Genomic DNA, 12,418 nt, shown 5'->3' with positions numbered 1-12,418 from the left:
ACGCCCTGCGTCAACCAAGATACGGGTAAAGCGGAAAACGATCCGTCAATGCCGCCACCTTGGCCTTCACGGTTGCCTCGACGGCCGCATTGCCTTCGTCGGAATTGGCGACCTTCAGTCCATCCAGCACTTCGGCGATCAGCTTGCCGATCTCGCGGAACTCGGCCTGACCGAAGCCGCGCGTGGTGCCGGCCGGCGTGCCGAGCCGAACGCCCGATGTCACGAAAGGCTTTTCCGGATCGAAGGGGATGCCGTTCTTGTTGCAGGTGATGTTGGCGCGGCCAAGGGCAGCCTCGGCGCGCTTGCCGGTGGCGTTCTTGGGACGCAGATCGACCAACATCAGATGGTTGTCGGTGCCGCCGGAGACGATGTCGAGACCGGTTTCCTGCAGACTGGAGGCCAGCGCCTTGGCATTGGCGACGACGCTCTCCGCATAGATCTTGAAGCTCGGCTTCAGCGCCTCGCCCAGAGCCACCGCCTTGGCGGCGATGACATGCATCAGCGGTCCGCCCTGCAGGCCGGGGAAGACGGCCGAATTCATCTTTTTGGCAATATCCTCGTCATTGCAAAGGATCATGCCGCCGCGCGGCCCGCGCAGCGATTTGTGCGTCGTGGTGGTGACCACATGGGCATGCGGCAGCGGCGACGGATGCATGCCGCCGGCGACTAGGCCGGCGATGTGGGCCATGTCGACCATCAGATAGGCACCGATCGAATCGGCGATCTCGCGAAAACGCTTCCAGTCCCAGACACGTGAATAGGCTGTGCCGCCGGCCAGGATCAATTTCGGCCTGGTCTCATGGGCGGTCTTCTCGATCGCATCCATGTCGAGCAGATGATCGTCCCGGCGCACGCCATAGGAGACGACCTTGAACCATTTGCCGCTCATATTGACCGGCGAGCCATGTGTCAGGTGTCCGCCGGAATTGAGGTCGAGGCCCATGAAGGTGTCGCCGGGCTGCAGCAACGCTAGGAACACCGCCTGGTTCATCTGGCTGCCGGAATTCGGCTGGACGTTGGCGAAGTTGCAGCCGAACAGCTTTTTCGCGCGTTCGATGGCCAGTTCCTCGGCGACATCGACGAATTGGCAGCCGCCGTAGTAGCGCTTGCCCGGATAGCCCTCGGCATATTTGTTGGTCATGATCGACCCCTGTGCCTCGAGCACGGCACGCGAGACGATATTTTCCGAGGCAATCAGCTCGATCTCGTGGCGCTGGCGGCCGAGTTCGTTGCGGATTGCGCCGAAAATCTCGGGGTCGGCATCGGCAAGCGTGGTTTCGAAAAAGGATTCGAATTTGTTCGACACTGCCGCTGCTGTTGCCATGGGCTGAAATCCTCAAGGTTCGGGGTCTGTCGCGCCATTAACACAGTTGCTTTCGGCCCGCCACGTTTGCAGCGCGAAATTTGCTAGCCGGATTGCGCCAGAGAGACTGGCAGCCTCTATTTCCTTGCCTGCCGGCCCTTCAGCAGGGCCTCGGTGAGCGTGATCTCGGTGAACAGCGCCTGCATCGTATGGTCGTTAATCTGGCCGCTGCGAAACATTGCGCGAACCGCTGCGCGTTCGGCCTCAATGCCCGCCAGCCTCAATTCGAGCTCCAGCCGTCCGGCCTCGCGGGCCTCGGCGCGCGCCTCGTCGGCCTCGTCGGAGGCAGCGATGCGGCGACGGTAGCCGGCGACGATGCTGTCGGCGGCGGCAAGCCGGGCGCCGGGTGTTTCCCCTTCATCGCTGTCGGTCGCGCCGGCCATGCTCTCGATGCGGGCGATGGCGGCCTTGGCCGCGCCCACGCGCGCAAAACGCTCCTCGGCAGCGCCAGGATCCTCGCCCGGCTCGACCAGCCCGCGTGCCACCTTGGGCAAGGCAAGGCTGGCAATGAGCAATGAGCAGATGATGACGCCTGCGGCGAGGAAGATCACCACGTCGCGCGCCGGAAAGGGCGAACCATTCGGCGTGGTGAGCGGCAGCGACAGGATGCCGGCCAGCGTGATGGCGCCGCGCACGCCGGCAACAGAGCCGGCGATCCGGACCCGCAGCCCGAACGGCTCGGCCTTCTGCTCGCGTAATCGCGCCGAGACGCGCGTCGCGATGTCGCCGACCCAGATCCACAGGAAGCGCAGCCCGATCAGGCATAGTGTCAGCGCGACCACCGTGGCGATTGGCTGGATGACCGGATAGCGGCTGCCGAGCTCAGGCGGCACGTTGCCGATGATTTCGGGAAGCTGCAACCCGAGCAGGATGAACAGCGCGCCGTTGAAGACGAAGGATAGCGTCGTCCACAGCGATACGGTCTGTATGCGCGCCGAGACGCCGAGAAAGCGGAAAATCCCGGAGCCGCCGGTGAGCACTCCGGCCGTGACCGCCGCCAGAATGCCCGAGGCGCCGACATTCTCGGCGCCGAGATAGGCGATGAACGGCAGCAGGACCATGACCAGCACCTGCGCCTCGGCCGGCACGCCGCCGATACGGTTCAGCAATTGCAGCACCTTGGCGGCGACGAACAAGGCAGCCACGCCGGCCAGGATGCCGGCAGCGACGGCATAGAGGAAAGTCACGGACGCCGCGACGAAGGAGAAGCTGCCGGTCAAGGCAGCTGCCACCGCAAAGCGGAACATCGCGAGGCCCGACGCATCGTTGAGCAGCGCCTCGCCCTCCAGGATGTGCATCAGCCGGGCCGGGACCAGGCTCTTGTCGACGATCGAGGAGACGGCCACCGCATCCGTTGGGGACAGCACCGCAGCAAGTGCGAAAGCGACGACGAGCGGGATGCTCGGGACAAGCCAGTGCAAAGCGTAGCCGAAGCCGACAATGGTGAAGAAGACCAGCCCGATGGCGAGGTCGAGGATCGGCCCGCGCAGCGCGATCAGTTCGCGCTTGGGCGCACCATAGGCGTCGCTGAACAACAGCGGTGGGATGAACACCAGCAGAAACAGCTCGGGATCGATCTCGACATGCATTCCGCGCACCGGCCAAGCCAGTGCCGCGCCGATGGCGATCTGCAGCACAGGTAGCGGAACCCGCACCGGCCGGACCAGCGCGCCCGAAACGGCGACGAAGATGAGCACGACCAGAATGAACATTGCGACATGCATGATGCGATTTCCGAATACGGCACCGCGCGTTCTTTTGCCGGCGATCAGTCCAGCAAAGCTTGCCGCGAAAGACTCGGCAACGAAAAAGGCCGCCCTTCCGGCGGCCTTTTGCAAATGAGCTCAACTGCTTAGAGCGCGGATGTGATCTGCAGCTCGTTGGCTCCGTCGAGGCCGTAAATGTCGTCACGGAACTGGACCACGCCCGGCCCTGTCGACCAGGCCGAGACGTAGAGAAAATAAACCGGCACCGGATTGGTGACCTGCACCGGCGTGTTCTCCCCGGTCTTGATCGCCGCCTCGAAATGCTGGCGATCCCAGCCCGGCGTGTCGCGCAGAATCCAGGTGACGAGGTCGCGCACGTTCTGAACCCGCACGCAGCCAGAGGAATCGAAGCGCATCAGCTTGCCGAACAGGCTCTGCTGCGGCGTGTCGTGCATGTAGACGCCGTCCGGGCTGGGGAAATTGATCTTGACCGAGGCCATCGCGTTGCCGGAACCGGGATCCTGGCGGAAGCGGTATTTGGCGGCATCGTCGGTCGACCAGTCGACCGTCATTGGGTCGACCTCGCTGCCGTCCGGCGCAAACAGGCGGATATGGCTATCCTTGAGATAGTTGGGGTCCTTCCGCATCAGCGGAATGATGTCCTTGCGCACGATCGAGACCGGCGCGTTCCAGTACGGATTGACGATGATTTCGTTGATCTTGGAATTGACGATCGGCGTCTGGCGATCGATCTTGCCGACGATTGCGGTGTGGCGCAGCACAACGCGGTCGTTCTCGACAGCCTCGATCTGCGCCGCCGGGATGTCGACCAGAACATAGCGGTTGCCAAGCGTGCCGGCCCGCTCACGCAGCCGTTGCAGATTGGTCTGCAGCTGACCAAGCCGAACCGGCGCCGACACGTTCATTGCCGCGAAAGTATATTTGCCCGTGGTTCCGTCGGCCGGCAAGCCGTGACGCAACTGGAAGCGCTTGAGCGCCGAGTCGACGTAAGAATCGAATGCTTCCGAGAGCCCGGCGCTCTGCGCCAGGTCGCCCGATATCATCAAGCGCCTGCGCAGCGGCACCACATCGGGATCCTCGACGCCAAGCTGCAGCTTCTTGGTGTCTGGAACCTGCTCCCAGCCGCCTTGCGCGACGATATTCTGATACTGCATGATCACCTGCTCGGTGAAGGATACCGTCTGCAGGCTGAAGATCGGCAGCGTCGAGGCAACCTTGCCGCCTTCGCTGGCACGCGCATCGAATTGGTCGTCCCAATTGCCGCGCGCCGAGGATTTCAGGATATCCCCGATCACATCCTGCGCACTGGCGCGGCCGGCGACCATTGCGGCTGCGAGCACGGAGGCTCCTGAAAGGAAGAAACGGCGGCTGGTTCTCATGGACGTTCCAGACATTCTTGCTACAATTCAACTCACCGGGCGGTCTCGCCCGCACTCTAGAGTTGGCTTCTTAACAATTAGCCAACCAGGCCCGCATCACTTCGGTGTAAAACCACAGGGGAAGTGACTTGAGCACAGGACAAATGCACGGCTTTGGCCCCAGCATCACCCGCATCTTCGGTTCCATTGGAATATGGCGGCAACGTGGCTGTTGCTCGAATTTGGATCGGCCGGCCTGACGAAACGGGAAGACCGGTGCTTTTCGGCACCGGCCTTTGGTCCACTCCGCGGCAGCACTTCCGTAGTCCAGCGTCAGATCTAGATGCGGCGGATGAATTACATCCGGTAGGCGATGGTATCGTTCCAGAACCGATCCAGGCGCTGCAGGGCGCGGTTCATCTGCTTGAACTCTTCCGTGTTGATACCGCCAACCTGCTCGATCGAACCGACATGGCGCTCGTAGAGGCCGGCGACGACTTCCGCCACCTCATTGCCCTTCGGCGTGAGCGAAACCCGCACCGAACGGCGGTCGATGCGCGAGCGCTGGTGGTTGATGAAGCCGAGATCGACCAGCTTCTTCAGATTGTAGGAGACATTCGAGCCGAGATAATAGCCGCGCGAGCGCAGTTCGCCGGCGGTCAGCTCCGAATTGCCGATGTTGAACAGGAGCAGCGCCTGGATGGCGTTGATGTCGGAGCGACCGTTACGGTCGAATTCGTCCTTGATCACATCAAGCAGACGGCGATGCAGCCGCTCGACCAGCTGCAGCGATTCCATGTACAGCGAACGGATCGCCTCGCGGCGGTCATCGGATACGTTGGCGGTCTTCGCCGCCGGACGCGAATTGATCATTGTATTTGCCTCTCGTTTGTCGCCCGGTGATTTTTTGTTCTTCACCTTGATCGCGACACTATCGAATACTCATAAAATTCGACTTAAACGCCAAGGCTAACAAGAGCTTACCGGTAAGGGGTTTCGAAAGAGGCTTAACGGACGGTCACCCGAGCAAGGATAATTAACCTAAAGATTTAGCCAACGATCCTGGCCGGAATTGCTATCGCCGGGGTTGCCGCTTCTGGATCCAGATCACCACGCGGAACACTATGTAGAGCAGCGCCACCGCAAGGTGCGAGGCGACGATCAGCGGCCGGTGGCCGAACAGCTCGGGGAAGCCAGCATACATGACGCACTCGGTCACCGCGCAGATGAACCAGATCACCGGACCCCAGGACGCCAGCATCCACAGGCCGGCGGCAGCGAACGGAAAAAACACCGCCAGTACCACCGCCGCCACCTGCCAGTGCACCGGCATCAGGTCGAAGCGCCACAACGGGCCGGGGTAAAAGCCGATCAGCCGGATCCAGTACAAGATGCCGAACAGCAGACAGTAGCCGGCGATGACGCGCTGGAACCAGGCGAAGATGACCTCGACCGTCGAGGGCTGTAGCACCACGCGCCTCGAGGCGACCTCGCTCACAGCTTCAGTTCCCGTTCGCCGAGCGGTGCGAAATAGGCGTCGACGTTGGCGGCGCTGACGTCGTCGATGCCTGCCGGCCGCCATTGCGGCGTCGAGCCTTTATCGATGATGGCGGCGCGGATACCTTCATAGAAGTCGTGCCCGGCAAGCATGCGGTTGAGGATACGGAACTCCATTTTCATGCACTCGTCCATCGACAACGTCTGCCCGGCGCTAATCTGGCGCCATGCAACATGCAGGCTGGTCGGTGAACGTGTGCGGATGGTGGCCAGCGTCTTTGCCGCGAACTCGTCGGCAGCGGCTGCCCGCTCCAGACTGGCGACGATATCGGCCAGCGACGGCTGCGCGAAATGCCGGGCGATGGCTTCCAGCGTCGGCCTGTCGGTCTCGCGCCTGGCCGGGACGAAGCAGCCGCGCAGCACCGATTCCGGGTCGCCGCTTTCCGCCAGACGGTCGAGGAAGCCGGCCTGGTCCTCCGCCTTGATCGTATGGGTGGCCAGGCCCGACCACAAAGCATCGCCATAGCGGATGCGGTTGCCGGTCAGCGCCAGATACATGCCGAAGCTGCCGCTGAGATCCGGCAACAGATGGCTGGCGCCGACATCCGGGAAAAAGCCGATGCCGACCTCGGGCATGGCAAACTGGGCGTTCTCGGTCAGCACTCGCTGCGAACCATGGAAGGAGATACCTACGCCGCCGCCCATGACGATGCCGTCGATCACCGCGACATAGGGTTTCTTGAAGCGGGCGATGCGGGCGTTCAGCCGGTATTCATCGGCGAAGAAATCGACCGGAGGCCTTCCTGCGCGGCCGGCTTCGTAGATGTGGAGGATGTCGCCGCCCGCCGAAAATGCCCTGCCCTCGGCCTTGACGACGACAACGTCGACGCCGTCGTCGCGCTCCCAACTGCGCAGCGCCTTGTCCAGCGCCTTGACCATGCGGTGGGTTACGGCATTGAGCGCCTGCGGCCGCGTCAGCGTGACGACGCCAGCCCTGCCCAATCTTTCGAAGCGAATCTCGTCGCCTCCGCCAAAATCCATCGCCAGAGAATCCCTCCCCGCGCCCGCCGGGAGTGAAGTGCTAAAGCGTGGCGCATGGCCGCGTCAATGGCGGCGGCCAATCCGCTGCATGGTCGTCGGCGTCACCCAGTGCTAATGCTGGCGCTTTGAACCGGAAGGTTGAACCATGCCTTGGTTGCCGCGCCTTGCTGTTGTGGTGGTCGGCCTGATCGCTGCGAACACTCCTCCCGTATCGGCCGAAACCGTCGACGAGCTCTATCAATCGCAGACCATCGTCACCGGCCAGGGCGAGGTCAACAGGCAGATCGGTTTCAAGGCCTGCCTCGATGCGGTGCTGGTTCGTGTGTCCGGCGATCAGCGGCTGCCGAAGAGAACTGAGATGGCGGCGCTGCGCGACAAGGCCGGCAGCTTCGTTGCCGAATTCCGCTATCGCGACCGTCTCGAAGGCATTCCGGTCCATGACGAACAAGGCACCCATGACCGGCCGCATGATCTCACTTGTCTGTACAGGCCTGACGTTATCGATCCGGTGCTTGCCGCGCTTGGCAGCAAACCATGGCTTGGCGAGCGGCCACACCTGGCAATTTTCCTGGCGGCGGAGCAAGGCACAAGGCAGTTCGCGCTGACCGCCGACGATGAGCGCGGGGCGGCGATGCGCGAATCCTTCGTCAATGCCACCGGTCCGCTGGTCATGCGGATTGTGTTTCCCGAAGCGTCGCTGCTGTCGGCCTCGAAGCTTGACGACCAGGCCCTGCGCCATGCCGATATCACGACGCTGGACCAGCTTGCCAGGAAGGCCGGAGCCGACCAGGCGCTCGCCGGCAGTATCGTCTGGAGCGACAAGGAACTGGGCTGGATAGCCGACTGGCGGCTTGCCTTGAATGGCAAGAGCTACAATTGGCAAGTGCGCGGCGTCAGCTTCGACGAGGCATTCCGCGTCGCCATGCGGGGTGCTGCGCAGATCCTGTCGGGCAATGGCCAACCAGAATAGCGCCCGACAGGACCGCTGGCACAATCGTGTCGCATTGGTCAGCAGCGGAGGCTCGTGATAAAAGTCGCCTGATCCGGAGTTTTTGCGATGAACAAATTCACCCCTGCAAAGCCTGCCGGCGCGCGCAGCGTCGACGAGATCACCGGCAGCCGGCGGCTGCGGCGCATGCGCAAGGCCGACTGGTCGCGCCGCCTTGTCCAGGAGAACCGGCTCTCGGTCGACGATCTGATTTGGCCGATCTTTGTCGTCGACGGCAGACGAGTGCGCGAACCGATCGCCGCCATGCCCGGCGTGTTCCGCCTGTCGCTCGACCTCGCCGTCAAGGAGGCTGAGCGCGCGGCCAAGCTTGGCATTCCGGCGATCGCCACTTTCCCCAATGTCGAGCTCGGCCTGCGCGATCAGACCGGTTCGCACATCCTCGATCCGGAAAACGTCATCAACCGTGCCACCCGCGCCATCAAGCACGCAGTGCCGGAGATCGGCATCATCACCGACGCCGCGCTTGACCCGTTCACCTCGCATGGCCATGACGGCATCTTGCGCGAAGGCATTATCGTCAATGATGAAACGGTGGAGCAAGTGACGGCGGCGGCCGTCATCCAGGCGGCGGCGGGGGCCGACATCATTGCCCCCTCGGACATGATGGACGGCCGTATCGGTGCCATCCGCGATGCGCTCGACGCCAATGGGTTTCAGGATGTTGCGATCATGTCCTATGCGACCAAGTTCGCATCCGCTTTTTACGGCCCCTATCGTGAGGCGGTCGGCACCGCCGGCCTGCTCAAGGGCGACAAGAAGACCTATTATATCGATCACGCCAATTCCGACGAAGCGGTGCGCGAGGCCGAGCAGGATCTCGCCGAGGGCGCCGACATGCTGATGGTCAAGCCCGGCCTGCCCTATCTCGACATCATCCGCCGGCTGAAGGACGAGTTGCAGATGCCGACCTTCGCCTATCAGGTCTCGGGCGAATATTCGATGATCAAGGCCGCCGCCGCCAATGGCTGGATCGATGGCGAAAAGGCGATGCTGGAATCGCTGCTCGCCTTCAAGCGCGCCGGCTGCGACGGGATTCTCACCTACTTTGCGCCCGAAGTGGCGGCGATGCTCAAGGGGTGATGCGCCTTTGTAGCGTCTACATCGAGCAGTGTTCGTTCGTCCAAAGCGCGACGTGGAACGCCGCAGGACATCGCTTCAAGTTTACGCTGCCCTGCCGGGCATTTTCTCCCCGTAAAGTGGCAGGGAGAAAAGACGCGTTCGTAAAAGATTTCACCAATCTCCAGCGTTGCAAAAACATCGACGTTGCGGCCAGCCCCTTCTCCCCGTCACTATACAGGAAGAAGCTGCCGGCAGGCGGATGACGGGCGGCGCCGACATTGAGATTGGTTATTCCAACATGATTTGGAAGCGATTACCCCGCCGGCGATTCAAGATACCGCTTGCAAAATGCAATCAGTTAAGCTACCCCGATAACTGCTTGCATCTCACAATCGGTTATCGAGGAGGCTCTCATGTCCAAACTTCGCGTCAGCGCTTTCACCTTGTCGATCGACGGCTTCGGCGCCGGTCCCGACCAAGACCTGAAGAACCCGCTGGGTGTTGGCGGGGAAGCCCTACACGAATGGATGTTCGGCACCCGCACCTTCCGCAAGATGGTCCTCGGCAAGGATGGCGGGACCACGGACACTGACGAGGCGTTCGCGGCACGCAGCTTCGAAAATGTCGGCGCATGGATCCTCGGCCGCAACATGTTTGGGCCGATCCGCGGCGAATGGCCGGATGACAGCTGGAAAGGCTGGTGGGGTGACAACCCGCCCTACCATGTGCCGGTCTTCGTGCTCACGCACCATGCGCGTGATCCCATTGTCATGGAGGGCGGCACGACCTTCTATTTCGTGACCGGCGGCATCCACTCAGCGCTGGAGAAGGCGAAGGCAGTGGCTGACGGTAAGGATGTACGGCTGGGCGGCGGCGTTTCCACGATCCGGCAATATCTCAAGGAAAAGCTCATCGACGAAATGCATCTGGCGATCTCACCGGTCCTGCTAGGCGCCGGCGAGAGCCTTTTTGCCGGCATCGACATGCCCAAGCTCGGCTATCGCTGCAGCGAGCAGGTCGCGACGCCGAAGGCCACGCATGTCATCATCGAGCGCACCTAGCTTGTTGCAGGGCGCCGCCATGGAGGCGCCGCCCTCCTCGCCGCTTTAGTCAGTACTTCTCCGGCACATACAGTTCGCGCGGCAGTACCTGGCGCTCGTATTCGGGATTGAAGACGCGCTCCGGCAGTGTGATCTCTTCGTGCGGCACCTCCTCATAGGGCATCTGCTTGAGGAGATGGTCGATGCAGTTCAGCCGTGCCCGCTTCTTGTCGTTGCCCTCGACGATGAACCACGGGCTTCCGGGATATTCGTGCGGGCGAACGTTTCTTCCTTGGCCTTGGTGTACTGCTCCCAGCGCACGCGCGACTGGAGCTCCATCGGCGACAGTTTCCATTGCTTCATCGGGTCATGGATGCGCATCAAAAAGCGCATCTGCTGCTCCTCGTCGGTGATCGAAAACCAGTATTTGACAAGCGTAATGCCTGAGCGGACCAGCATGCGTTCGAAATCCGGAACGTCGCGGAAGAACTCCTCGACCTGATCCGGCTGGGCAAAGCCCATTACCCGCTCGACGCCGGAGCGGTTGTACCAAGAGCGGTCGAACAGCACGATCTCGCCGCCGGCCGGCAGATGCGGAACGTAGCGCGGGAAATACCATTGCGACTTCTCGCGCTCGGTCGGCGCCGGAAGTGCTGCAACGCGGCAGATGCGCGGATTAAGCCTCTGGGTGATGCGCTTGATAACACCACCCTTGCCCGCCGAGTCGCGGCCCTCGAAGACCACGACGAGCTTCTTCTTGTGATAGGCGACCCAGGATTGTAGCTTGATCAATTCGGATTGCAGCGTGATGAGATTGCGAAAATACTGCAGGCGGTCGATCGATGGCGGATGCGCATTCTTGTAGATCTTGGCGATCTCCATCGACAGCGCCGGCTCCGAGATTTCCAGCTCATAATCTTCGTCGAGCGTGTCGGCGAGTTCCGCTTCCAGCCAGTCCCTGGCCGGGGAATTCTGTTTTATCTCGGTCATTTGCGCTGCTCCGCTTACAGGCCTTGCCGGCCGCTGTCAGGCGCTCTGCCGCCCGGCCCGGCGGCCGGAAATCGAAGCGCTGGACCGATGTTAGTATAGGCCGGCAATGACGGTTTTATTGCACCCACTACTGCGCTGGCTGTGCGTTCAATCCGCAAGATGTGATCGAGCTTGCCCTGCGGGGCGGGCGACAAGCGGAACGAATTATCCTACAAATGCCCGGTTCACTGAGGGGCTGTCGTTTGCAACGCCCTTTCCCGATAAATCGTGAGGATACGACATGGAATACCGCACTCTCGGCCGTTCCGGGCTGAAGGTTTCGACCCTGACCATGGGCACCATGACATTCGGCGGCGGCGGCGCGTTTTCGGCGGTTGGCAAGACCGACCTCGACGAGGCGCGTCGGATGATCGACCTTTGCATCGATGCCGGCGTCAATGTCATCGACACCGCCAACGTCTATTCGAACGGGGTGTCGGAAGAGATCATCGGCGAGGCGCTCGGCGGCAAGCGCAAGGGCGACGTGCTGATCGCCTCCAAGGCGCGCATGCGGATCGGCAAGGGCCCCAACGATGAAGGCTTGTCGCGCTACCATCTGATCCGCGAATGCGAGAGGAGCCTGAAGCGCCTCAGGACCGATGTCATCGACATCTATTTCCTGCACGAGTGGGATGGCCTGACACCGCTTGAGGAAACCATCGCCGCGCTCGACACGCTGGTCGCGCAGGGTAAGGTCCGTTATGTCGGCTGCTCCAATTATTCCGGCTGGCAAGTTATGAAGGGGCTGGGGATCAGCGACCGTCATCACCAGCCACGCTTCGTCACCCAGCAGATCCATTACACGCTGGAAGCGCGCGAGGCCGAGTACGAATTGTTGCCGATCTCGGTCGACCAGGGGCTCGGCGTGCTGGTCTGGAGCCCGCTTGCCGGCGGGTTGTTGTCCGGCAAATACCACCGTGACCAGCCGACCGCCCGCCAGCTCAGCGGCTGGTCGGAACCGCCGATCCGCGACGAGGACCGGCTGTGGCGGATCGTCGACGTGCTGATCGATATCGGCAAGAACCACGGTGTGTCGGCAGCGCAGGTGGCGCTTGCCTGGCTACTCGGCCGGCCCGCTGTCAGTTCACTGGTGATCGGCGGACGAACCGAAGCGCATTTCAAAGACAATATCGCCGCTGCAAGCCTTGTGCTTGCCGATGAGGAGCGCACACGGCTCGACGTGGTCAGCAGGCCGCCCGTGCTCTATCCCTACTGGCACCAGCAATTCACGGCAAAGGACCGGTTCGGGCCGGCCGATCTCGTCCTCGACCGCGACGGCGCCTGAAAAGCCGGGC

At 62.2% G+C, this 12,418-nt stretch carries 11 protein-coding genes and 1 pseudogene; 5 read left to right on the top strand and 7 right to left on the bottom strand.

Annotated features, from left to right (window positions below):
• Positions 1 to 10: 10 nt before the first annotated feature.
• Both glyA and NKJ55_RS07260 read right to left on the bottom strand, forming a co-directional pair.
• Positions 11 to 1,324 carry a serine hydroxymethyltransferase gene (glyA, locus tag NKJ55_RS07265; protein ID WP_352449301.1) on the bottom strand — a complete coding sequence of 438 codons (1,314 nt, stop codon included), beginning with the start codon at positions 1,322 to 1,324 and terminating at the stop codon, positions 11 to 13.
• Between the two features lie 116 nt (positions 1,325 to 1,440).
• On the bottom strand, positions 1,441 to 3,087 hold the full coding sequence (locus NKJ55_RS07260) for a Na+/H+ antiporter (protein WP_352449300.1): 1,647 nt from the start codon (positions 3,085 to 3,087) through the stop codon (positions 1,441 to 1,443).
• Here NKJ55_RS07260 and NKJ55_RS07255 point away from each other — a divergent pair.
• The gene (locus tag NKJ55_RS07255) at positions 3,082 to 3,219 is read left to right on the top strand and encodes a hypothetical protein (RefSeq protein ID WP_352449299.1); all 138 of its coding nucleotides are present in this window, start codon (positions 3,082 to 3,084) and stop codon (positions 3,217 to 3,219) included. The two genes, NKJ55_RS07260 and NKJ55_RS07255, sit on opposite strands and share 6 nt — an antisense overlap.
• On the opposite strand, the gene NKJ55_RS07250 is transcribed toward NKJ55_RS07255, so the two are convergent.
• The 4 genes from NKJ55_RS07250 to NKJ55_RS07235 form a co-directional block, all read right to left on the bottom strand.
• A complete protein-coding gene (locus tag NKJ55_RS07250; RefSeq protein WP_352449298.1) occupies positions 3,216 to 4,469 on the bottom strand; it encodes a L,D-transpeptidase family protein in 1,254 nt (417 codons plus the stop codon). The genes NKJ55_RS07255 and NKJ55_RS07250 overlap by 4 nt on opposite strands.
• Before the next feature lie 336 nt (positions 4,470 to 4,805).
• Positions 4,806 to 5,321: a transcriptional regulator LdtR gene (gene ldtR / locus NKJ55_RS07245; RefSeq protein ID WP_023674486.1), complete on the bottom strand. Its 516-nt coding sequence runs from the start codon at positions 5,319 to 5,321 to the stop codon at positions 4,806 to 4,808.
• 202 nt (positions 5,322 to 5,523) lie between these two features.
• On the bottom strand, positions 5,524 to 5,946 hold the full coding sequence (locus NKJ55_RS07240) for a DUF6163 family protein (protein ID WP_352449297.1): 423 nt from the start codon (positions 5,944 to 5,946) through the stop codon (positions 5,524 to 5,526).
• Complete coding sequence (locus NKJ55_RS07235) at positions 5,943 to 6,986, bottom strand: enoyl-CoA hydratase/isomerase family protein (protein ID WP_352449296.1); 1,044 nt, start codon at positions 6,984 to 6,986, stop codon at positions 5,943 to 5,945. The genes NKJ55_RS07240 and NKJ55_RS07235 overlap by 4 nt, the downstream gene beginning before the upstream one ends.
• A gap of 145 nt (positions 6,987 to 7,131) precedes the next feature.
• Between NKJ55_RS07235 and NKJ55_RS07230 the strand changes: the two genes are divergently transcribed.
• The 3 genes from NKJ55_RS07230 to NKJ55_RS07220 all read left to right on the top strand — a co-directional run bounded on the left by NKJ55_RS07230 (position 7,132) and on the right by NKJ55_RS07220 (position 10,115).
• Positions 7,132 to 7,956, top strand: a complete 825-nt coding sequence (locus NKJ55_RS07230) for a DUF8605 domain-containing protein (protein WP_352449295.1) — start codon at positions 7,132 to 7,134, stop codon at positions 7,954 to 7,956.
• 87 nt (positions 7,957 to 8,043) lie between these two features.
• Positions 8,044 to 9,075, top strand: coding sequence for a porphobilinogen synthase (gene hemB, locus NKJ55_RS07225; protein WP_352449294.1), 1,032 nt, complete (start codon positions 8,044 to 8,046; stop codon positions 9,073 to 9,075).
• 392 nt (positions 9,076 to 9,467) lie between these two features.
• Positions 9,468 to 10,115 (top strand): dihydrofolate reductase family protein, encoded by a 648-nt coding sequence (locus tag NKJ55_RS07220; protein WP_352449293.1) that lies wholly within the window; start codon positions 9,468 to 9,470, stop codon positions 10,113 to 10,115.
• A gap of 49 nt (positions 10,116 to 10,164) precedes the next feature.
• Here NKJ55_RS07220 and ppk2 read toward each other — a convergent pair.
• Positions 10,165 to 11,084 (bottom strand): annotated as a pseudogene (ppk2, locus tag NKJ55_RS07215) (polyphosphate kinase 2).
• A 280-nt stretch (positions 11,085 to 11,364) separates the two neighbouring features.
• Here ppk2 and NKJ55_RS07210 point away from each other — a divergent pair.
• Positions 11,365 to 12,408, top strand: coding sequence for an aldo/keto reductase (locus NKJ55_RS07210; RefSeq protein WP_352449292.1), 1,044 nt, complete (start codon positions 11,365 to 11,367; stop codon positions 12,406 to 12,408).
• Positions 12,409 to 12,418: the final 10 nt, after the last annotated feature.

The organism is Mesorhizobium sp. M0106, assembly GCF_040322715.1.
Taxonomy (GTDB): Bacteria; Pseudomonadota; Alphaproteobacteria; order Rhizobiales; family Rhizobiaceae; genus Mesorhizobium.
The sequence above is the reverse complement of the archived record's forward strand: the minus strand, read 5'-3'. Positions and strand labels throughout refer to the sequence as shown.